This is a genomic window from Pseudomonas massiliensis (genome assembly GCF_000826105.1).
In the GTDB taxonomy this organism is placed as follows: Bacteria; Pseudomonadota; Gammaproteobacteria; order Pseudomonadales; family Pseudomonadaceae; genus Aquipseudomonas; species Aquipseudomonas massiliensis.
In genome coordinates this window covers 780521-801245 of sequence record NZ_CCYK01000007.1, presented here as the reverse complement: position 1 = coordinate 801245, position 20725 = coordinate 780521, and the positions used below count along the sequence as shown (strand labels likewise).

Genomic DNA, 20725 nt, shown 5'->3' with positions numbered 1-20725 from the left:
GTTAATGGCCTTGGGAAAGGGACACCGAGGGCGTACAGGAAAAATCGACCACACTGGTGGCGAGGCACCGACTATCGGCCATCACTCTGAACGCCGCGAGATCCAGCGCGCGGTGCAAGAAGGTTTCAGTATCGTCAACCATGCCAGTGACCCCTGCATTCAGAAAATAGACGCCGGGCGTCAGGCTGCAGGTAAACTCGAATCCGACACTGGCAGTTGAGCCTGCGGAAATATCGGGGATCGCTTCCAGAAGCGAAATGGCCGACATGGCGCCGCCCAGCTCCGCTCCGCTGGTGGTCTTGATCAACATGCTGAACCGTACGCAATCACGGCCACTTTCGAAGTCCACCTCATAGCGATAGCGGTACCGGCGCCCCCGAACCAGATTGTTGACCCGTGCGCCGGACAGGGTATAGATCCCCGCATCACGAATACGCGCGCCCTTGGCTTCGTATTCGATGGTACTGTCAGGCCGCAGACCAGGGTCGTAGCTTTCTTCAATAGGCGCTTCGACTGAGCCGGGCAGCGCCTGGGAGGGACCAGGGTTCGAACCAGGCCCCCCGAGCCGACCGGCGATGATCTGGTCTCTGATCGCAGCTCTACGATCAGCCGGGGCATACAACATCTTCTGGTAGCTGCCCACGACCTGCTTGGGCGCGCCTTCAGTCAGCAATTGGCCACTGTCCAGCAGGATCGCCCGGTCGCAGAGTTCGACGACCGCGCTACCGGCGTGCGAGACAAAGAGAATAGTGGCGCCTTTCTGGCGAATGGCTTCGATGCGGGAAAAGCATTTGCGCTGGAACAGCTCATCACCGACGGACAAGGCCTCATCCACGATGAGTATTTCAGGGTCGGCATTGATGGCTACCGCAAACGCCAGGCGCACGGCCATACCGCTGGAATATGACTTGACCTGCTGATCGATGAATTCTCCGATATCGGCAAAGGCTTCGATTTCGGCGAAGCGCTGGTCGATTTCCTGACGGCTCAAACCAAGGATCGTACCATTGAGGTAGACATTTTCACGTCCGGTGAAATCCGGGTTGAACCCGGACCCCAACTCGAGCAGGGCTGCGACTCGTCCATTGACTTCCACCGAGCCCTGCGTGGCCGACAACGTGCCACAGATCACCTGAAGAAGAGTGGACTTCCCAGATCCATTTTTCCCGATCACCCCTACGGTCTCGCCCTTCCCTACTTCGAAGGAAACGTTATCGAGCGCCCAGAACTCTCTGTAATACTTTGCCTCGGTACCGCTCAGGCGACTCTTCAACGGGGCGAGAAACAGTTGTTGCAGGCGCTGGCGAGGCTTTTCATAAATGTGGAAGCACTTGCTCAGGGCCTGAACTCGGATAGCCACCTCGGATGAGCCACCAATGCCGGGGGCTACCGTATCGCTAGACTGCTTTTCAGAGGACATCGGCGAACCCCGCACGTGTTTTCTGGAACCAGGCATAACCCGCCGCGGCGAATAACAGTGAAATTGCCAGGTAGACACCCAGCCCGGCGAAGTCAGGCAAACGCCCCCAGACCAGAACGTCGCGCATCTGCTCGATGATGAAGGTCAAGGGATTTAGAAGTATGAGAGATTGGTACTGGGCCGGGAGCGAGTGCATTGGAAAGAAAACGGGTGACATGAAAAGCAGGATGGTTGTGGCGATTCCGGTTGTCTGGGCGACGTCCTGAAGGTAAACGCCCAGAGAGGTGAGAAACCAGGCGAGCCCCAGGGTCAGGATCAGAAGAGGAAGTATAACCACGGGAGCCAGGAGGACGGTCAGGTGTGGGAGGCCTTGGAAGACTGTATAAGCCATCAGTAGCACACAAAAACTGATCAGCATATGAAAAAGCGCCGCGCCCAGCGTGATGACCGGGAGAATCTCCAGCGGGAAAACCACTTTTTTAACATAGTTTACATTATTGACTACTATGCCCGGTGCGCGGTTTATCACCTCGGCGAAAACGGCATGTACGATCAATCCTGTAAAAAGCATGATCGCGAACATGGTTTTGCTTTCTTCCGTGCCCGGTGGAGATATACCCCAGCGCGACTTGAAGACGACTGAAAAAACGAAGGTGTAAACACTAAGCATCAATAGCGGATTCAGGAACGACCATAGCAGGCCCAATACCGAACCCCGATACCGGCCGATCACTTCCCTGCGCGTCATCTGGAAGATTAGCTGACGATGAGCCCATGCACTTTTAGCCAACTCGAAGAGCGAGCAGCTATTTCTGAAAGCAGTCATCAAGGTTCCTGATGTGAAGGTATCAATGGACTTTGGCCGTGGCTAAGGCGGCGTGCGTCGCTCCAGCAACATTCGGGCTGAGCAGGATGGCAAGGAGGCGCGGCGTGAGGATGCCCCTGGGGTCGATCTGTCTCGGCTCGGCAATAGGAAGGCTGCTCTCTCGGACATTGCATGCCCGCTCCGCCTGATGACTGCGTGGCGCGTCGGCCCTCTGGACGTACAGCCTGCAGGCCTGGGATCGCTGTAGCGACATGAATTGAAAGCCCTTTCATGAGTGATATAGCGATTCCGATCGCTCTACGAAGCCGCCGATGGTAACGCCTCTGGGACAAAGTTCCAACACTGCCACCGAACAGAGGGTTCCCGCCCGCAGCCCGTGCCACTCCAAGGCATACACCAGATTTGTCGAGGCTGCCGCAGGGTACGGTCGCCAGACAGTCCATGCGTAAATGGACAGCGCAAGGCAATCGCTGCTTCAACCGTCAGCGCCTGACCTGATCGATGTAGTGGCCCGCTTTGAACGCTGACAGCGATATGCTAGTTCGCGGCAGCCTGCCGGTAGTAATGCTCATGACTTGAAGGTGAAATGGCGATGCCCTAGGTAGCTTGAAAACACAGGCACTATGATTCCTACAGCATGGGAAAGCTCACGCTGAAATATCTCTATGCCTAAGGCGGGCACTACATAGCGGTACATAAGCATGCTCACTGCCCAAGTTTGCATTATCGCAACAGCATTGACAAGAGCGAACCATAGCGCTGACTGATGAAGAGGCGTAGTACTTCTTTTAAATACGAACAACCTGAAAAGCACAAAGGCAGTGACCATCCCGCATAAATAAGCCAAGACGATCGCTATTGAAAATCCGAACCACTGACTAATAAGTATTCGCGACAAAAAGTTCACCGCAGCGGCTATGCCGCCGGTTGCGATGAAAATCAAGAATTCCCGGCTCAGCAAGGCTTGCACAAATAAGATCCTTTGACAGTTACCTGACTGGCTGCAAATACCTTCACAGATTAAGTCGTTTGAATATGAACCCCGGGATCGTCCGGATGACCAGCATGATGAGGCTCCAGAAAGCGGGCGTATAAATGACGTCCTTGCGAGTGTCAATGGCCTTGAGAATGGCGGAAGCGACAGCGTCGGGCTGGGCGACCAATGCTTGCGGAAGGGCCAGTCCTTGCGTCATCGGCGTATTTACGAAGCCCGGCTTTATCGTCAAAACATGCACGCCCAGCTTGTACATGCGGGAGCGCAATCCTTCAGCGAAGGTAGACACTGCTGCTTTGGCCGCGCCATATAGATAGTTCGTAGGCCTGCCCCGCTCGCCAGCCACCGAGGAAATCACCGCCAGGGTCCCACAACGCTGCTGCTCGAACCGGTTGGCCAGCAAGCCGAGCAAGGCAATGGTGCAGGTCGCATTGACATTGAATTCGTGGAATGCGGTATCAGCCTGCACTTCGCAGACGGCCTGGTCAGGCAAGGTGCCATGTGCGATCAAGGCAATATCGATTTGGTGAAACGCCGTCCAGCATTGCTGAACCATCGCTTTTTGTTCCTCGATATTCTGTACGTCGAGGTTGAACGTTTCCACGCGACCGGCGCCTCTTCCTACGAGATCGGCTGCATTGCTGGTCAGTCGTTCATTATCGCGGGCTACTAGATAGAGCGCATGGCCAGCCCCTGCCCATTGGCGGGCGCAGGCATGAGCGATGGCGGACGTTGCGCCCACGATCAGAATTCGTTTCATTGAGTCACTCTTTTCCAGAAAACAGAAGACAGCCCCGGGTCGCGCAAGCGTTCCAGAGTCTCCCAAGCCGGATACGCCGCTTGGAAATCCGTGGCAAGCATGTGCGCATCCTTGGCAGGATATAACCGACCACCCGTTTCACGAACGATGTCATCGAGCCGAACGAACAATTGCGTCAACGAGGGAGATTGAGGGAAATCCAAAGCAAGGGAAACCCCAGCCATCGGGAAGGACAACAGCCCCGGCGACGGTAACTCCCCACACCGCTTTAGCACAGCCAGGAAAGATCCCTGCCCGGTATCGGCAATGGCTTTGAGAATGTCCGCGATCGCCTGTTGCCCATCGCTCGGAGGTATCACACACTGATACTGCTGAAACCCTTTACGGCCGTAAATCCGGTTCCAGTGACTCAAGGCATCCAGCGGGTAGAAGAACGGCTCATAACCTACCCTGGCTTGAGTAAGCTTCGCGGGGTGTTTACGCCAGTAGACCTCATTGAAGGCCCTGAGCGAGAACGGGTTCACCAACGATACAGGAGGCGTCAACGCCACGGAGCGTTTGGTTCGGCAAGGCAGGATACGATCCCCGTATGACGCATGATCACCGACGATGAAAACGCCTCGGCCCGCATTTTTCCCCTTGGCCACGCAGTCGACCCATGCCACGCTGTATTCGTGCTGGTGATCGAGTTCTCGCGAAAGATCGAAGAACTCCGCCAGTCCACCAAAGCGTACTGTTCGCGTGTCAATCTGGGCAGTAGCTACCTGCATCAGTTGAACATGCGCCCAGGTAATGATACCGGTCAGGCCAAGCCCACCAATAGTGGCCGAATACAGTGACGTGTGCTCGGAAGGGCTGCAGATCAGCTCAGTACCTTCGCGGTACAAGCCAAAACCCAAAACATGACGGCCAAATGTGCCTCTGACATGGTGATTCTTGCCATGCACGTCGTTGGCGATCGCTCCTCCCAGGGTGGCGTATTGCGTACCTGGCGTGACCGGAAGAAACCAACCGTGGGACAGAGCAATGCGCTGTATCTCGCCCAGGCTTATCCCGGCCTCGGCCTTGAAGGTGCCTCGTTCCCAGTCTACATCCATGACCCTATCCAGACCTGTCATGGCTAGTACATGGCCGCTCTCGGCCAAGGGGCTGTCTCCATAGCTCCGTCCGGCACCATAAGCCAAAATACTGCCATGGCTGGCTACCAGGCCCTGCGCCAATGAACGAAGGTCGTGACGCCACGCCGCATAGTGGCCAGTCTGCGGGAGATCAGGATACAACCCCCAGGAGCGCAGTTGGCCGGTCATGATGCTACCCAGAAAACGATACCAAATGCCGCGCCCGTCAGCAGGCTGAGCTTGTCTTTAGCTGCGAACATGACCGGGTCATCGTGCATCTGGCCCCGGTGGGTGAGCATCCACACGCGGGTGATCCAGAACAGCAATACGGGGCAAGCCAACCATATCACTTGCGGATGACTATAAAGCCTGGCGGTCGCCGGGTCATGGATGTACATGGCCAGTACCATGACTGCCAAGTAGCCCGAGGCAGCGCCCATGGCGGAAATCATTTCCAGGTCTGCCGGGTAATAGCCTCGCCCGCGGGTTTTACCTTCGCTCCCCTTCTTGCGCGCATCATGCAGTTCCGCGTAACGCTTGACCAAGGCAAGGCTTAGGAATATGAACATGGAGAAGGCCAGCAACCAGAACGTCAATTCCAGCGAAAAAGCCATCGCGCCCGCTATGATCCGGAGCGTATACAGCAGGGCTAGCGCGATTACGTCCAAGGCCATCTGGCGCTTGAGCCAGAACGAGTAGGCAACCGTCAGTAGGTAGTAACAGGCCAGCGTTATTGTAAATGCCCAAGGCAGTAGCAGCGAAGCGCCTACGAAGGCGGCTACCAGCAATACCGGGCAAGCCAGCATTCCGTGCAATATCGGAATGCGTCCCGCTGCGAACGGACGCAAGCGCTTGGATCGATGGTGGCGGTCATCAGCCAGGTCGACTAGATCGTTGAGCAAGTAGACACTCGACGCGCACAGCCCGAACAAGATGAACGCCAAGACCGCCAATGCAAGTGCTCCGCCCTGCCAGAGCTGATGGGCGGTTATCAAGGGCACTACGATAAGAATGTTCTTGAGCCACTGGTGGATTCGCAATGCCTTCAGCCATGCATGCGAACGGCTATCGCAGGTCACCAGTACCTGCTCGACATTGCCCAGGCCAACCGCACGCTTGCGTACTCCCCACTCGGGATCGACTACATAAGCCCGATGGGCAGAGCTCCACACTTCTAGGTCATCCTTGGAATTACCCACATAGTCGAAGCCTTTTTCGCCATAGGTTCGCACCAGCAACTCACGCTTGCGATGTGACGACAGATTTACGCCATCCTGGGTAGCGAATACTTGGTCGAATACATTCAGATGCTCGGCGATACGTTTGGCCACGCAAATGTGACTCGCAGTAGCCAGCACAATCATCCTGCCTTTCTCGCGCTCGGTATGTATCAGTTGCAGAACGGCAGGATTATAGGGCAGTACGGCGACGTCTATGTCGCTTGCCTGCGCTAGCCCCTCCTTCAGGCGTGCCTTCCCCGAGGTCAACCAGGCGAAGGGTCGCAAGCAACCCGTCAGCGATTGCCGAACATAGGCTAGGCCTGTTTCCAGCAACATGTCCGATTTGAGCAGGGTGCCGTCGAGGTCCACGACCAGCGGCCGCGATAGGGTGCCCTCAGGACTTTCTCTATTGCCATTTTTGCCTGGACCAGCTTCCTGCACAACATTGCCTCCGACCGAAGCGAAGTAAGCCTCTGGCCATGAATCGGTGAAAATTGGACTTATTTCAGCACAAAAGTCTTGTTTCAAGCCAAAGATTTACGGGGTTCCAGCGTCGGCGCTCGTGAGCATATGTCTTGCTTGCTGGAACGCCAGATACTTTCAGCGCCCCATGATTTCCAGCCACATTTCTCATTTGTCCAGTCTTCCTTTCGACAACCCCGCGCCAGACCTCCATGCCAGCCACAGGATGGGCGAGAGTGCAATGGGGACACCAACAGCTATAGGTAAACCACCATCGGCTATTACCCACCCCATGGGTAGCAGCCACCCCAGATTGAGCACCGCAACTGTCGCTGTCACCCTTCCATGTCCCCACCTCTGCGCCGCATGCTGATACCCATGGCTACGGTGGGCCTGGTAGAGCTTTTCGCCGCGGCGTAACCTGACCACCAACGTCCAGGTCGCATCGACCACGAATACTCCCATCAGCACCAGCCCAGGCCAGAACACCTGCGGTGCATGCGAAGCGATTTTTAGCCACAGCAAGCCGATCACCAACCCGAGAAAGCCACTGCCGGCATCGCCCATGAATATCTTCGCCGGTGGCAGATTCCAGCACAGAAAACCCGCGGCGGCGGCAACCAGCATCAATGCCAGGGCTACGTCCGCGGGCGTGGCATACAGGTAGCCGAGCCATGCCAGCGACAGGCATACAGTCACCGCCTGCACGCCTGCGATCCCGTCGATACCATCCATGAAGTTATACAGGTTGAGCAGCCATACCAATCCGAATACCAAAGGAATGGACACCCACAGGCCAGCCAGGCAAACATGCTGATAAAGCGGCACGACCGGCCATTTGTCGAGGAGGGCCAGGCCTGCCGCTGCAGCAATGAAATGCCCCAGCAAACGCCAGCGAGCGGCGATATGGCCATGGTCGTCCGCAAACCCGAGCACCGCGACTCCCAGTCCTGGGAGCGCCAGCAGGCTGGCATCTGCCGCGGTAAGCAGCCCCAAGTAGACCGCTGCCGGCAGGCCGAGCACTAGCGCACCGACGATCCCGACCCCGCCTCCACGCGGAGTCGGCACAGTATGGGAGCTACGACTATTGGGAACGTCCATCAGTTGCTTGCGCAGTGCGTAACCCCGCATGCCCCATGTGAGCGATACAGCCAGCGTGAAAACGGCAAGGCCGATGACAATGATCACTTCGGCTCCTTCTGGTACGCCCGCGCGGCCAGGCGCAGACCCTCGCTCTGGGCCATCGGAGGCGTCCAGCCCAAACGCGCCATGGTCGATCGCAAGTCGACCTCCAAGGGGTCGCATAGCCGACTGACCACCGCCCCCTTGCCCAAGGCCCCGCCGACAAGGCGCAGCCAGTAGCTCGGCACGGGTAATAATCGCGGGGATCGGCCCAGGGCGCGAGCGAGCGCGACCATTATCTCGGTAGTGGTGGGCTGTTCAGTGTCCCGTGCCAAGAACAGGCCCTGGGCGGAAGTCGCCTTCGCGCAATGAACGGCCAGGTCTGCCAGGTTCTGTACGGCGATCATGCTTCTACGGTTGTGAAGCGCGCCCAAGGGTAATGGAAGCCCTTGGTCCAAGGCTTTCATCATGGATCGAAAATTCGCCTTCACACCAGGCCCATACACCAGTGGTGGCCGTATGATCGCGACTTCCAAAGCCTTTTCCTTCGCCAATTTGCCAAGGGCCAGCTCCGCTTCGAGCTTGGATCGGCCATAGGCGTCCTGTGGCGAGGGCTCGTCTTCGGAAGTAAAAGGGCCACGCCCCTGAGTGTTCTCGCCGTTCACCTTGATAGTGCTCAAGAACACGAAGCGGCGAACCCCGCTAGCCGCCGCATGGGCAGCCAGCCTGGCGGTCGCGTCGGCATTGGCTCTACGGTAAGCCTGGAATGAGTGCTCAGGATCTTCGCTCATCACATGCACGCGGGCGGCACAATGAATGATCGCGTCAACGCCGCCTAGCTCCGGCAGGCGTTCCGCCAGGAGATCATAGTCCACTGCCCTTCCCGGTCCTTTCCACCGTGCTGAATCCCTTACCGCAGCGATTGGCGATACATCGGACGCTTGTGCCAAGCGGGCCATCACGGCAGCGCCGACGAATCCAGTAGCGCCTGTCACCAAAACAGACCGGATCATGGGCGTCCGCCTCGGCTGATCGCCTGAAGCACGCACAAGACTGCAAAATAGACTTGGTCTCGGGTCCGGCGGCGGCAGTGCCGAGCATGCACTGCAAGCCATATCAGGCCCACGCGCCCATTAAAGAGCTGGTCCCGAAGCGGCGACGGGCAACCAACCAGCCGAGCAATCAACCGTATCTGCGCGAACCACCAGCCCTCATGGATACGCCGAAGCCGGGCAAGCGACTGCCGAATACCTACGTTGGCACCTACCAGGTTGTTGACATGCTGGCGATAGCGCATGCCGGGTTCAGGATCGATGAACCATGCTCGACCGCTAGCGCGTACCAACGCGTACAGGTACCAGTCTTGTAATGCAACGGCGGCCAAGACTTCAGCCTGCTCCGTGACTTTGGCTTTTATCAGGTTGGCCAGCGCCTGGGTGAAGACGTAAGTACAGCCCGGCCCCGCCGCTTCGAAGAAATGGTCATAAGCGACTTGTGGTTGTGCCTTGTGCAAAAGACGAGTGCGACCATCTGACCAAAAAGCGATCACATTCGAGGAATACGCCTCGCTGCCTTGGGCTTGGAGTTGATGTGCTGCACGCTGAAGCTTGTCAGGCAGCCATAAATCATCCTGATCGCTTAGAGCTACCAGATCGAATTCTTCAAAGGGGACCGTTGCCAGCAGATGAAAAAAATTCGCAGACGCACTACCGAACTTGCGGGACTGAGGCAGCACGTGAACGCGTTGGTCTGAACTGGCACGTTGATAACATCGTGCCAAGGTGTCATCAGTGCTCTGGTCCACGCTGATGAACAGTTCGACGGTAACGCCTCGTTGCGCCAAGATTGTATCGATTTGTTCGTCAATCCATTGGCTGCCATTAAAGGCTGCCAAAAGCACGGCAATACGCTTACTGCCCACACACTGCTCCGATAGCGAGCATTATCGCGCGCCTTCGTCAGCAATCTTCAACAAGTATTGACCGTAACCCGTTTTAGCCAGTCGCCGCCCCTGCTCCAATAGCGCACCACAGGATATCCAACCTTGGTGGAAAGCAATCTCCTCGAGGCAAGCCACCTTCAACCCCTGCCGATGCTCGATGGTATGCACGAAATGGCTGGCTTCAAGCAGGGACTCATGGGTCCCGGTATCTAGCCACGCAAAACCACGCCCAAGCAGCTGAACATTAAGCGTACCCTGTTCCAGGTACACTCGGTTAAGGTCGGTAATTTCCAGCTCACCGCGCGCCGAGGGCTTGATGGACTTGGCGATTTCCACCGCATGATTGTCGTAGAAATACAACCCAGTCACCGCGTAGTTGGATTTTGGCGCGGCGGGTTTTTCCTCGATGCTCAGGGCTCGGCCCTCTGCGTCGAACTCCACTACGCCAAAACGCTCAGGGTCAGCGACGTGGTAACCGAACACCGTAGCGCCACTTTCTTGGGCACTGGCAGCGGTGAGGTTATCCAGGAAATGCTGGCCGTAGAAAATGTTGTCTCCAAGAATCAGGCAGCTCGGGGCGCCTGCCAGGAATTCCTCACCAATGATGAATGCCTGTGCCAAGCCGTCCGGGCTGGGTTGAGCCGCGTACTCCAGCTCAATGCCTAGTTGACTGCCATCGCCCAGCAGCTTGCGAAACGCTGGCAAGTCATCGGGCGTGGAAATGATCAGAATCTGCCTGATGCCCGCCAGCATCAATACCGAAAGCGGGTAGTAAATCATCGGTTTGTCGTAGACGGGGAGCAACTGCTTGGACGTACCCAACGTCAAGGGATGCAAGCGAGTACCGGAGCCGCCCGCCAGGATGATGCCCTTACGAGGAGTCGCCATGTTACAGATTCCTTTTGCTGTGCACTGCCGGCTTCGGCAGGCGTTCCATGTATGCCTGACAAGCCAGGCTTGCAGGCGTGAACGGGATACGAATGCTCACGGCGAGTGAGCAGCGGAGCGTGGAAACGATACCAAAAACAATCAGATAATGGGTGAAACAATGCCTGCTACCAATGCGGCCGCATGTTACCAAGCCGTCAGGTCTCTATGGATTTTCTCACCTCAAGCGAATTGCAACGGCCCGTTACTGACCCTGAGCACGTCCGTATCTGCACGTTTCAGCACAGGTGCGGCTTTCAATTGGTCCAGTAACAACGCCGGATTCTCAATGGCCAGCTCGCCCAAAGCATCCAGCTCATACTCCCACCACCGACTCTGCAGCAGCGCCTCCCGCGTCGCCTCATCAAAACGGTACCGCACCACCCTCGCCGGCGAGCCCGCGACAATGGCGTAAGGCGGTACATCCTTGTTCACCAAGGATTGCGCGCCCACCACGGCACCGGTTCCGATCTTGACGCCCTTCATGATGATCACATCCCGTCCTACCCATACGTCATGCCCGATGGTAGTGGGAAAATCCAGGCCCTGATCTTCCGCACCCTGGGCGTCGGGCTGCTGGTCGAGGCGCGCCTTGAGCACGGCATGGCTGGTGGACAGCCAGTCCAGCGGATGGGAACGGCGATCCTGGCCAATGACCACCCGCGCGGCGATGGAGCAATAACGACCTATCTCGCTCACGTGGTGAAGCTCGCAGCCGCTGACGATATCGGTATAGGCGCCTATACGCAGCTGGCCTGTAAAAATCTTGATGTCATGCAGCTTTACCCCTCGTTCAAGAGTCAGCTCCACCGGGCCACGGAAGCCGCGGATACCGCTGTCCAGTCGGCAAAGGTGACGGGCAAGCCCGCGCTTGAGTTTGGCGTCTAGCCACATGCGCGTGAACACGTTCATTACGGGGAGAACTTTCCTACCTGGCGAGGCGTAGAGCCTGATGGGCTGCCGGAGATGGCGGCGGTCTTCGAAGGTGCCGATTATAAGGAATTCACCGACACAATCCCGCTTATTTCATGCCCTGCTGCCCTACCCCCCTATGCCAAGGCGCCCGAACCCCAGATCGGGTAGTTGCCCTCCGTGCTAGCGACTGTTCTATTCAGACCTCGATCCGGGTAGTCGGACAGGCCAGACGTAGAGCGCTGGCCAGCACTGCCTTCGCGCTGCGCTCGCCATGCACCAACCGGATGGTCCGTGGCGGCTGGGCCATGCCGGTAACGAAGGCTACCAACCCCGTCTGATCCGCATGGGCGGAATACCCTTGCAAGGTCGCCACGCCGGCGCGAATGTCATAGCGCTCGCCGTCCAGATCCATGGCGACGAAGCCCTCGGCGCCTTCGGCAGCCTGAAGTACCGCACCGGGCGTGCCCGGCGCCTGGTAGCCGGAGAACAGCACGTTATGCCGCGGATGGCGCAGCATGGCCTTGAGGTAGTTGACGATGCGGCCGCCCGAGCACATGCCATTGCCGGCGATCACGATAGCGGGGCGCAGGGTACTGGCCAGGTAGTTGACGACCCGGTGATGCTGATCATGATCATCGATAGTGATCAGTTGAGGAAAGGCCAACGGTGATTGACGCGCTTCCGCCCGGGCCTGGGCTTCGGCATTCCAATAGGGCTGAAGCTCTCGGTAGGCCTGGGTGATGCGGCTGGCCAAGGGCGAATCGAGAATGATCGGAAGCCGCGGCCAGTCCACCGGTCCATTAGGGGCCGGATTTGGCCCAGTGGGCAACAGGGCCTTCTTGCGCAGGATCACTTCAATATCGGATAGCAGCTCCTGCGCACGCCCTAGGCTGAACGAAGGAATCAGAATGGTCCCCTGGTCTGCCAAGGCCTTTTCGATAAGGGTCTCCAACCGCTCTACCCTTTCATCGGCGTCCGGGTGGAAGCGATCCCCGTAGGTGCTTTCCAGTATCAGCACATCCGCGCGTTCCGGCGGGGTTGGCGCTCGCAATAGCGATGACCGCCCGCTGCCCAGATCTCCCGAGAACAGGATGCGCTGGCTGGGCTCGCCGTTGCAGGACGCAATGTCGAATTCGACGTAGGCCGAACCCAATACGTGGCCGGCGCGTGCCATGCGCAGACGCGCTTTCGGCCTATGACCGCGCGGCAACTCTACCCACTTGTCGTAAGGTACGGAGACGATCCGGCTCGCCACCTTGGCTAGGTAGCGTTCGACACTGGCCTGATCGCGGCTGAGCATCAGCTTGAAGGCATCCTCCAGCATGATTGGCAGCAGTCGAGCGGTAGGCTCGCTGCAGAGGATTGGCCCGTTGAAGCCCGCCGCCAGTAGCCATGGGATGCGCCCGATATGGTCCAGGTGAGCGTGGGTGATGACAAGCCCGGCGATTCCCTCCACAGGGAAATCGATTTCAGGGCTGCCCTTGGCTTCCCGGCCCTGGAATAGCCCACAATCGACCAATAGGCTGTACTCGTCACTCAGGCATAGCTGATGACAGGAACCGGTTACACCGGCATGGGCTCCGTGGTGGATGATTGTCGGATAGGTCACGGCTCACAGGCTCCTGATAGGCAGTTGCGAGGATTTAGCCCTTCACCGCTTCAGGCGCCTATAAGTCGGGTTCTGAAACCACCCCCTGTAATCGTCATCAAACTTTTCTACGCTTTCGCTTATCTTTAAGGTACGTTTGGACCAGGGGCCACCCATTGGCTCCCATGGCTCCATACGTACATAGCCGAATAGCCTCCAGGCAACGTACCTGGAGCATCACCAGAAGGAAGGGCATGAGACGTTTTGTTGTAGCAGTAGCGATGCTCGCGTTGTGGGGTTGCGCGGCCGACTCTCAGTCGCTGGTGCGCCAGGGTAAGAAAGGCCTGAATATCAGTTGCTCAGGACTCACCTCTTCCTGGAACAAGTGCTACAAGCGCGCCGAGAAAGCCTGTGGCGGTGACTACCGTGTATTGGCGCGTTCCGGCCAGGACGGGGAAGACGCCAGCGAATATCCCTTCGGGATCAACCCGGCCGGCTATACCAGCCGCAGCATGATCATCATGTGCAAGTGATTGCCGGCATGGTAGCAATCGCTCAAGCGCCGGCCTTGGTCATCATCGATATGCAACGGGGGATGCAGGCATCCCACCTCGGGCCTCGTAACAATCCGAGCGCGGAGCGCAACATCGCCGCCCTGCTCGCTCACTGGCGAACGCAGGGATACCCGGTGGTACATATCCGCCATATTTCCCGGTCGCCAGATTCGGTGTTCCGGCCTGGCCAGCCGGGCTGTGAATTTCAGCCAGCGCTGGCACCCTTGGCCGAGGAAGCGGTGTTCGAGAAGAATGTTCCGGACGCATTCATTGCGACCCAGCTGGAACGCTGGCTGCGACTACGCAGCATCGACGCCTTGGTGATGGTAGGCGTGGCGACCAATAATTCGGTGGAAGCTACCGCCCGCACCGGCGGCAACCTGGGCTTCAAGGTAAGGGTGGTGAGCGACGCTACCTTCACCTTCGACCAGCAAGACCTGGGCGGCCGACTGTGGCCTGCTGAGGATATTCAAGCACTGTCGCTGAGCAACCTGGCCATGGACTATGCGACCGTGGTCACTACCGCTGACTGCCTGACTAGCGCCTAGCCCTGGGCAGTACCGGCTTTCTGGCGCAAGGCGGCGCGGTGCAGCCGACGGCGACCGCGGATGGCGATGAACCAACCGATCACCGGGCCAACGGCGAGCCCGGCCAGCAAGGCGAGCAATACCACGACGGATACCGGCCACTCCGGCCCGGCGAAGCCGAGGAAACTCAGGCTGACTTTCTGCGGGTTTTCCAATACGAACAACAGGCAGACTGCCGCAACTATCAATAGCAGTACTACTTGCATCAGGCGCGTCACACTCCGCACGGACATTCCTCCAGCATCAGGCGCTATCGCGCGCTTCTTCTTCGTTTACTCGATCTCGCAGTTCCTTGCCCGGTTTGAAATGAGGCACGAACTTTCCGTCAAGGGTAACCGACTGCCCGGTTTTCGGGTTGCGCCCCACGCGAGGCGCGCGATAGTGCAGCGAAAAGCTTCCGAAGCCGCGGATTTCGATCCGGTCTCCCGTCGCCAGTGATTGGGACATTTGCTCAAGCATGGTCTTGATGGCCAGCTCCACATCCTTGGAAGACAGCAGGCCCTGATGGGTGACAATACGTTCGATCAGTTCGGACTTCGTCATGTTTTTCCCTTCTTTATCAAGAAGCTAGGAAACCGCAAGAAGGTTGTAGCATGACCGGAAGCATTTGAACAGCCTGAGTATTGACTTTTACGAAAATTTGCGAGCGACGTGGTTTTGACTGCAAAAAGCCGTCGCGCTGAGACTTTGCCTTGAACGATAAAGCCTGTACTTGACCCGGACCTTGGTCAGGGTTCCCGCAACATTCCGTAAAGCAAAAGCCGTTCAAATCGGATCAACGATTGCCTTAGGCTCGCCGCTGGGTTGGTAGTTGGCTTACCGACTTCCACGCCCTTAGAACCTTTCAAACAAGGATGAAAGGTTTCGCTACGGATATTGCTGACACGAAATAACGGCAACCGCAGATGACAATCAGGCTAGAGCTATTCACCGAAGACCCGGAAGAGGTCGCCTTCATACGTCGCTACTGGGCAATGGACGATTCAGGTGCATTCTTGGAAAAGGTCAGTGACCTGCTGCCCTTCAAGGACATTCCTCAGAGCGGGGCCATCGCCGCCTACGTGCGCGAGCGCTGCAAGGCCTACGACGAAAACCAGCCCTGTGTGGAATGTGGCGATCCGATTGAGATTGGCAGTCGATCAGAGGCCAGGAAACAGCCACTACACAGCTCTCGCCGCTGTGAATGCTGCCAGCAGCTGGCCAATAACCTGAAGCGCCAGCGCGATGCGGAAATGGCCGCTGCCCTGGACGCTCGGTTGGCCGAGCACGCAAGGGAGCAGGACGCCCACCGCTATGACTACGCTGCCATCAAGGACGACGAGGCGTTGATTCTTCTTGCACTGGAGGCTGCCGTTACGCCCCGCCTGGTCTCCGGGTCCTTCACCCTGGCCGATTGCGAGGCCTTGGTACCCAGCAGCCCAATCCCTTTCATCAGACGCCTCTGGACAACCGGAATCCTGATAGACCTTCCCTTGGAGGCCTCGCCTGGGACCTATTTTCTCAAGGACGACGAGCTTTGGTTCAAGCGGGACAGCGTGGTGTATGCGCTTGCCCATGACGAGCATGGCCAGGAGGCTGCCCAATGGCTGGAAACGCTCTGCACTCGCAGTTTCTCCGATGGCGCCGCTCTCACTGAGTTATGGCTGGACTACGCCGTCCAGGACGTGATGAATTATTTTCGTAGTGAATGCCTCACCTATAATCATCTGCTTGAAGAAGAAGAGCTCGAACAGGTGGAGAGCAGCTTCAGGCATGCCCTTCGGACCTACAGTGTGGCTCAGCTCTGGTCAGTGGCCTGGCGGGCGGTTCGTGATGCAGCGAGCCTGGCCAACCGTACCTACTACAACCGCTACAAGGCGGCCGCTACCCTACCGGGCAAGGTCCGCCGCCTGCTGGAAAAGGCTGAGCGCGAGGGTATGACCTTGCGCGCCTGGACCCGCCGGGAAGAACAGCCTGCCGGGACCCTTGGCATGGTTTTCTGGGCCCTGTTCGAGATAGACGAAGACACTCCAGGAGCAGAGGCATTGCGCCGCTTCGCCCGGCTCAAGGCCGACCCTGAACCCACCGAGACCAGCTTGCGAGAGCCCGCCAGTCAGCTCCTCACGACTGCCCTGGCGCAGGACAAGGCAGCCGAGGTCTTGATGGCGCTTGCAGCTTCCCTTCAAGCCGGTGAGCGCCTGGCGCCGACAGTTGCCACACTCCTGCTGCATCTGGAAAACGAGACAGTGGCATTGAACCAGCCAGGTGATCCCCTGCGGCTCACGGACGCCTACGGGAGCTAGCGCCATCCGCCGAAAAGCGGTTCCCCAGCTGGCGCTGGGTCCCACAGAGAGCCTGCGGAGGACTTGACGGTAGGAGGCAGCGCCAGCTGCCGAATGGGCGCGATCGCATTCAAACCGGTTCCCCAGCTGGCGCTGGGTCCCATAGAGAGCCGCGGAGGACTTGATGGTAGGAGGCAGCGGCAGCTGCCGAATGGGTGCAGTCGCATACAAAGCGGTTCCCTAGCTGGCGCTGGGCCCCACAGTGTCCCGAGACGGGGCTGAAAAGACGCAAAAAAAAGGGGTGACCGAAGTCACCCCTTTTTTTCATGGAAGTCAGAACTCAGTTCTGCTTTTCCATTTGAGCGCGGAGCAGATCACCCAGGGTGGTCGGGCCGGCGCTTTCAGAAGCTGGCTTGTCGCGCAGGCTCTGAATGGCTTCTTTCTCGTCTTCAACGTCCTTCGACTTGATGGACAGGCTGATGACGCGGGACTTGCGGTCGACGCTGATGATCTTGGCTTCGACTTCGTCGCCTTCCTTCAGCACGTTGCGCGCGTCTTCAACGCGGTCACGGCTGATTTCGGAGGCTTTCAGGGTACCTTCGATGTCGTCGGCCAGGGTGATGACAGCGCCCTTGGCGTCGACTTCTTTCACGGTACCGCGGACGATGGCGCCCTTGTCGTTCAGTGCAACAAAGTTGGAGAACGGATCATCTTCCAGCTGCTTGATGCCCAGCGAGATGCGCTCACGCTCAGGATCAACGGACAGGATGACGGTTTCCAGCTCGTCGCCCTTCTTGAAGCGGCGAACGGCTTCTTCGCCGGCTTCGTTCCAGGAGATGTCGGACAGGTGAACCAGGCCGTCGATGCCGCCGTCCAGGCCGATGAAGATACCGAAGTCGGTGATCGACTTGATGGTACCGCTGATGCGATCACCCTTGTTGAACTGGCCGGAGAAGTCTTCCCATGGGTTGGACTTGCACTGCTTGATGCCCAGGGAGATACGACGACGCTCTTCGTCGATGTCCAGAACCATGACTTCCACTTCGTCGCCAACCTGAACGACTTTCGACGGGTGGATGTTCTTGTTGGTCCAGTCCATTTCGGAAACGTGCACCAGACCTTCCACGCCTTCTTCCAGCTCTGCGAAGCAGCCGTAGTCGGTCAGGTTGGTGACGCGCGCGTTCACGCGGGTGCCTTCCGGGTAACGAGCCTTGATGGCAACCCATGGATCTTCGCCCAGCTGCTTCAGGCCCAGGGAGACACGGTTACGCTCGCGATCGTACTTCAGAACCTTGACGTCGATCTCGTCGCCAACGTTGACGATCTCGGACGGGTGCTTGATACGCTTCCAGGCCATGTCGGTGATGTGCAGCAGGCCGTCCACGCCGCCCAGGTCCACGAACGCGCCGTAGTCGGTGAGGTTCTTGACGATACCCTTGACCTGCTGGCCTTCCTGCAGGGATTCCAGCAGGGCTTCGCGCTCGGCGCTGTTCTCGGCTTCCAGGACGCTACGACGGGAAACGACAACGTTGTTGCGCTTCTGGTCCAGCTTGATGACCTTGAACTCGAGCTCTTTGCCTTCGAGGTGGGTGGTGTCGCGCACTGGGCGCACGTCGACCAGCGAACCCGGCAGGAACGCGCGGATGCCGTTGACGTCGACGGTGAAACCGCCCTTGACCTTGCCGTTGATGACGCCCTTGACGACTTCTTCGGCAGCGAAGGCAGCTTCCAGAACGATCCAGCACTCGGCGCGCTTGGCTTTTTCACGGGACAGCTTGGTTTCGCCAAAGCCGTCTTCCACCGCGTCCAGCGCGACGTGAACTTCGTCACCGACCTTGATGGTCAGCTCGCCAGCTTCATTGAAGAACTGCTCGAGCGGGATGACGCCCTCGGACTTCAGACCGGCGTGAACGGTCACCCAGTCGCCGTCGATGTCGACAACAGTACCGGTGATGATCGCGCCTGGCTGAAGGTTGAGGGTTTTCAGGCTTTCTTCAAAAAGTTCTGCAAAGCTTTCGCTCATTTTAATTCCTGTAAATTGAGCCGGCGATCGGCTCATCAACCACGCTCCAGTTGACGTGGGCTGCGTTCAAGTAAAAGAAAGCCTGCGGGGGCAGCGGCCATCGCCGCTTACGCTGGAACCCCGAAGGCTTTCCTGGTCAGGCGAGTCCGCGTAGCGCGACCTCGCTCATGATTCGATCAAGCACCTGTTCGATGGACAGCTCGGTGGAATCGAGCTGGATAGCGTCGGGGGCCGGCTTGAGCGGGGCCACCGCGCGCTGGGTGTCGCGCTCATCGCGCAGACGTATCTCATCCAACAGACTCGCCAGACTAACATCATCGCCCTTGGCCTTCAACTGCAAGTACCGGCGACGTGCGCGTTCCTCGGCACTGGCGGTGAGGAAGATCTTCAAGGGCGCGTCCGGGAACACCACGGTGCCCATGTCACGGCCATCGGCGATCAGGCCCGGGCCTTCGCGGAAGGCCTTCTGCCGCTCCAGCAAGGCTTGCCTGACGGCAGGGATGGCGGCTACCTGGGAAGCAGCGGCGCCCACCTGCTCGTTGCGGATGGCCTGGGAGACATCATCCCCCTCCAGGACGATGCGGTCCAGCCGGTGGTCCGTCGCCGCGACGAACTGCACGTCCAGGTGCTTGGCCAGCAGCACCAGCGAAGCCTCATTGCTCAGGGCCACGCCATGGTTGCCCGCGGCGAACGCCAGCAGGCGGTACAGCGCACCGGAGTCGAGCAGGTTCCAGCCCAGCTTCTCGGCCAGCTTGCTGGCGACCGTGCCCTTGCCCGAGCCGCTGGGCCCGTCGATGGTGATGACCGGAGCTTGAAAATTCACAGCAGACCCTCTTCCGACACGTGCATCCCTGGCGCGCGGCGCGCCCGGGACCTTGAAATGAATGGCAAGCGCCCCGCGGCAACCCTATCGGCAACCGCAACCGCGGCGCATGATACTCCGATGGGGCGAGAAGCGGCAGTGACTGGCCTATTGCCTTCCTTCTTCAGACGCCTTCGGCTGCCGCGCCCGGGCCCGGGTCGCCAGGATCTCGCCAAAATGCTCCCGGGCCATGCGCGCCCGGGTGAACACCTGCAGCAGCTCCTCGCTGTCCCGCCCATCCACCGCCTCGCGCAGGGCATCTAGGTCGGCGCGGAAGCTGTCCAACTGGCGCAGCACCGCGTCGCGGTTGGCCAGGAAGATGTCGTGCCACATGATCGGGTCGCTGCCGGCGATCCGGGTAAAGTCACGGAAGCCCCCGGCCGCGTAGCGGAAGATCTCCAGGCTCTCGTCGCGCCGCGCCAGCGAATCCACCAGGTTGAAGGCCAACAGGTGCGGCAGGTGGCTGGTGGCCGCGAGCACTTCGTCGTGGCGCTCCACCTCCATGTGTTCCACATCTGCCCCGAGGGCACGCCATAGGGCTTCCACCTTGGCCACGGCGCTCGGCTCGGTTTCCGGCAAGGGCGTAAGAATGACCTTGTGGCAGTGGAAGAGCGCGCCATTGGCCGCCTCTACCCCGCTCTGCTCGGAGCCGGCGATGGGGTGCCCTGGCACCAGACGGCTCAATTGCTCCGGCAAGGCCTGACGGGCGGCCCGCACGATATTGCCCTTGGCGCTTCCCACGTCGGTGATCACCGCATCGCCCAGGTCCAGCTCGGCCAGCAATCCCAGCACGCGCTCCATGGCCAGGATAGGTACTGCCAGCTGGATCACATCCGCGCCCTGACAGGCCTGGGCCAGGGACGACTCGCAGCGATCGGTCACCCCAAGCTCGACCGCGCGCAGGCGGCACCGGGCGTCCAGGTCCACGCCCACCACCTCCCGGCAAAGCCCGCTCTCGCGCATGCCCTTGGCGAAGGAGCCACCGATCAGGCCAAGGCCTACGACAACCAGGCGTCCAATCAGCGGCGCGGGGCGGGAAGTGTTTTCATTCGACATGGGAACATCCGGGAAGCCTTGACCGCGGCGGGGCTGCCGCCGCGATCCAGTTATACAGAGGCGCGCCTGTAGCGGGCCGGGGAGCGAA

General features: G+C 58.9%; 19 protein-coding genes and 1 pseudogene. 3 read left to right on the top strand and 17 right to left on the bottom strand.

Translation table 11 applies throughout. From position 1 onward, the window contains the following. Window position 1: 1 nt before the first annotated feature. From BN1188_RS14545 to BN1188_RS14485, 12 genes are all read right to left on the bottom strand, one after another. Window positions 2-1420 (bottom strand): ABC transporter ATP-binding protein, encoded by a 1419-nt coding sequence (locus BN1188_RS14545; RefSeq protein ID WP_052469286.1) that lies wholly within the window; start codon window positions 1418-1420, stop codon window positions 2-4. Next, entirely contained in the window at window positions 1410-2246 is an 837-nt protein-coding gene (locus BN1188_RS14540; RefSeq protein ID WP_040262160.1) for an ABC transporter permease, read from the bottom strand. The genes BN1188_RS14545 and BN1188_RS14540 overlap by 11 nt, the downstream gene beginning before the upstream one ends. A gap of 568 nt (window positions 2247-2814) precedes the next feature. Next, complete coding sequence (locus BN1188_RS14530) at window positions 2815-3216, bottom strand: GtrA family protein (RefSeq protein ID WP_040262158.1); 402 nt, start codon at window positions 3214-3216, stop codon at window positions 2815-2817. A gap of 43 nt (window positions 3217-3259) precedes the next feature. Beyond that, window positions 3260-4000, bottom strand: coding sequence for an SDR family oxidoreductase (locus BN1188_RS14525; RefSeq protein ID WP_040262157.1), 741 nt, complete (start codon window positions 3998-4000; stop codon window positions 3260-3262). Further along, window positions 3997-5307 (bottom strand): FAD-binding oxidoreductase, encoded by a 1311-nt coding sequence (locus BN1188_RS14520; RefSeq protein WP_040262156.1) that lies wholly within the window; start codon window positions 5305-5307, stop codon window positions 3997-3999. The genes BN1188_RS14525 and BN1188_RS14520 overlap by 4 nt, the downstream gene beginning before the upstream one ends. Next, window positions 5304-6707, bottom strand: coding sequence for a UbiA family prenyltransferase (locus tag BN1188_RS14515; protein ID WP_325062744.1), 1404 nt, complete (start codon window positions 6705-6707; stop codon window positions 5304-5306). The genes BN1188_RS14520 and BN1188_RS14515 overlap by 4 nt, the downstream gene beginning before the upstream one ends. A 261-nt stretch (window positions 6708-6968) precedes the next feature. Then, complete coding sequence (locus tag BN1188_RS14510; protein ID WP_040262155.1) at window positions 6969-7988, bottom strand: MraY family glycosyltransferase; 1020 nt, start codon at window positions 7986-7988, stop codon at window positions 6969-6971. After that, window positions 7985-8935, bottom strand: a complete 951-nt coding sequence (locus BN1188_RS14505; RefSeq protein WP_040262154.1) for an NAD-dependent epimerase/dehydratase family protein — start codon at window positions 8933-8935, stop codon at window positions 7985-7987. Before BN1188_RS14505 ends, BN1188_RS14510 begins: the two co-directional genes overlap by 4 nt. Then, window positions 8932-9843 (bottom strand): glycosyltransferase, encoded by a 912-nt coding sequence (locus tag BN1188_RS14500; RefSeq protein ID WP_040262152.1) that lies wholly within the window; start codon window positions 9841-9843, stop codon window positions 8932-8934. Before BN1188_RS14500 ends, BN1188_RS14505 begins: the two co-directional genes overlap by 4 nt. Before the next feature lie 21 nt (window positions 9844-9864). Further along, on the bottom strand, window positions 9865-10752 hold the full coding sequence (gene rfbA, locus BN1188_RS14495) for a glucose-1-phosphate thymidylyltransferase RfbA (protein ID WP_040262151.1): 888 nt from the start codon (window positions 10750-10752) through the stop codon (window positions 9865-9867). A gap of 222 nt (window positions 10753-10974) precedes the next feature. Next, complete coding sequence (locus tag BN1188_RS22100) at window positions 10975-11703, bottom strand: CatB-related O-acetyltransferase (RefSeq protein ID WP_040262150.1); 729 nt, start codon at window positions 11701-11703, stop codon at window positions 10975-10977. A gap of 199 nt (window positions 11704-11902) precedes the next feature. Next, the gene (locus BN1188_RS14485; protein ID WP_040262149.1) at window positions 11903-13315 is read right to left on the bottom strand and encodes an MBL fold metallo-hydrolase RNA specificity domain-containing protein; all 1413 of its coding nucleotides are present in this window, start codon (window positions 13313-13315) and stop codon (window positions 11903-11905) included. A 233-nt stretch (window positions 13316-13548) separates the two neighbouring features. On the opposite strand from BN1188_RS14485, the gene BN1188_RS14480 reads away from it, so the two are divergent. Both BN1188_RS14480 and BN1188_RS14475 read left to right on the top strand, forming a co-directional pair. Beyond that, complete coding sequence (locus BN1188_RS14480; RefSeq protein WP_040262148.1) at window positions 13549-13827, top strand: hypothetical protein; 279 nt, start codon at window positions 13549-13551, stop codon at window positions 13825-13827. Between the two features lie 8 nt (window positions 13828-13835). Continuing rightward, entirely contained in the window at window positions 13836-14396 is a 561-nt protein-coding gene (locus BN1188_RS14475) for a cysteine hydrolase family protein (RefSeq protein ID WP_040263988.1), read from the top strand. Here BN1188_RS14475 and BN1188_RS14470 read toward each other — a convergent pair. Together BN1188_RS14470 and ihfB are read right to left on the bottom strand one after the other, a co-directional pair. Then, on the bottom strand, window positions 14393-14662 hold the full coding sequence (locus BN1188_RS14470) for a lipopolysaccharide assembly protein LapA domain-containing protein (RefSeq protein WP_040263986.1): 270 nt from the start codon (window positions 14660-14662) through the stop codon (window positions 14393-14395). The two genes, BN1188_RS14475 and BN1188_RS14470, sit on opposite strands and share 4 nt — an antisense overlap. 16 nt (window positions 14663-14678) lie before the next feature. After that, complete coding sequence (ihfB, locus tag BN1188_RS14465) at window positions 14679-14978, bottom strand: integration host factor subunit beta (protein ID WP_040262147.1); 300 nt, start codon at window positions 14976-14978, stop codon at window positions 14679-14681. 362 nt (window positions 14979-15340) lie between these two features. Here ihfB and BN1188_RS14460 point away from each other — a divergent pair, with 362 nt between their 5' ends. Beyond that, a complete protein-coding gene (locus BN1188_RS14460) occupies window positions 15341-16717 on the top strand; it encodes a TraR/DksA C4-type zinc finger protein (RefSeq protein ID WP_052469284.1) in 1377 nt (458 codons plus the stop codon). 319 nt (window positions 16718-17036) lie between these two features. Here BN1188_RS14460 and rpsA read toward each other — a convergent pair whose 3' ends face one another. The 3 genes and pseudogenes from rpsA to BN1188_RS14445 all read right to left on the bottom strand — a co-directional run. Then, window positions 17037-18719, bottom strand: a complete 1683-nt coding sequence (gene rpsA, locus BN1188_RS14455) for a 30S ribosomal protein S1 (RefSeq protein WP_040262146.1) — start codon at window positions 18717-18719, stop codon at window positions 17037-17039. Between the two features lie 136 nt (window positions 18720-18855). Next, complete coding sequence (gene cmk / locus BN1188_RS14450) at window positions 18856-19542, bottom strand: (d)CMP kinase (protein ID WP_040262145.1); 687 nt, start codon at window positions 19540-19542, stop codon at window positions 18856-18858. A gap of 186 nt (window positions 19543-19728) precedes the next feature. Beyond that, window positions 19729-20637, bottom strand: a pseudogene (locus tag BN1188_RS14445) (prephenate dehydrogenase/arogenate dehydrogenase family protein); the annotation flags it as partial. Window positions 20638-20725 lie beyond the last annotated feature (88 nt).

Excerpts from the sequence above, each read along its gene's own strand:
- BN1188_RS14545 (WP_052469286.1), bottom strand. The coding sequence starts at position 1,420 with ATGTCCTCTGAAAAGCAGTCTAGCGATACGGTAGCCCCCGGCATTGGT.
- BN1188_RS14540 (WP_040262160.1), bottom strand. The coding sequence starts at position 2,246 with ATGACTGCTTTCAGAAATAGCTGCTCGCTCTTCGAGTTGGCTAAAAGT.
- BN1188_RS14525 (WP_040262157.1), bottom strand. The coding sequence starts at position 4,000 with ATGAAACGAATTCTGATCGTGGGCGCAACGTCCGCCATCGCTCATGCC.
- BN1188_RS14520 (WP_040262156.1), bottom strand. The coding sequence starts at position 5,307 with ATGACCGGCCAACTGCGCTCCTGGGGGTTGTATCCTGATCTCCCGCAG.
- BN1188_RS14505 (WP_040262154.1), bottom strand. The coding sequence starts at position 8,935 with ATGATCCGGTCTGTTTTGGTGACAGGCGCTACTGGATTCGTCGGCGCT.
- rfbA (WP_040262151.1), bottom strand. The coding sequence starts at position 10,752 with ATGGCGACTCCTCGTAAGGGCATCATCCTGGCGGGCGGCTCCGGTACT.
- BN1188_RS22100 (WP_040262150.1), bottom strand. The coding sequence starts at position 11,703 with ATGAACGTGTTCACGCGCATGTGGCTAGACGCCAAACTCAAGCGCGGG.
- BN1188_RS14480 (WP_040262148.1), top strand. The coding sequence starts at position 13,549 with ATGAGACGTTTTGTTGTAGCAGTAGCGATGCTCGCGTTGTGGGGTTGC.
- BN1188_RS14475 (WP_040263988.1), top strand. The coding sequence starts at position 13,836 with ATGGTAGCAATCGCTCAAGCGCCGGCCTTGGTCATCATCGATATGCAA.
- ihfB (WP_040262147.1), bottom strand. The coding sequence starts at position 14,978 with ATGACGAAGTCCGAACTGATCGAACGTATTGTCACCCATCAGGGCCTG.
- BN1188_RS14460 (WP_052469284.1), top strand. The coding sequence starts at position 15,341 with ATGACAATCAGGCTAGAGCTATTCACCGAAGACCCGGAAGAGGTCGCC.
- rpsA (WP_040262146.1), bottom strand. The coding sequence starts at position 18,719 with ATGAGCGAAAGCTTTGCAGAACTTTTTGAAGAAAGCCTGAAAACCCTC.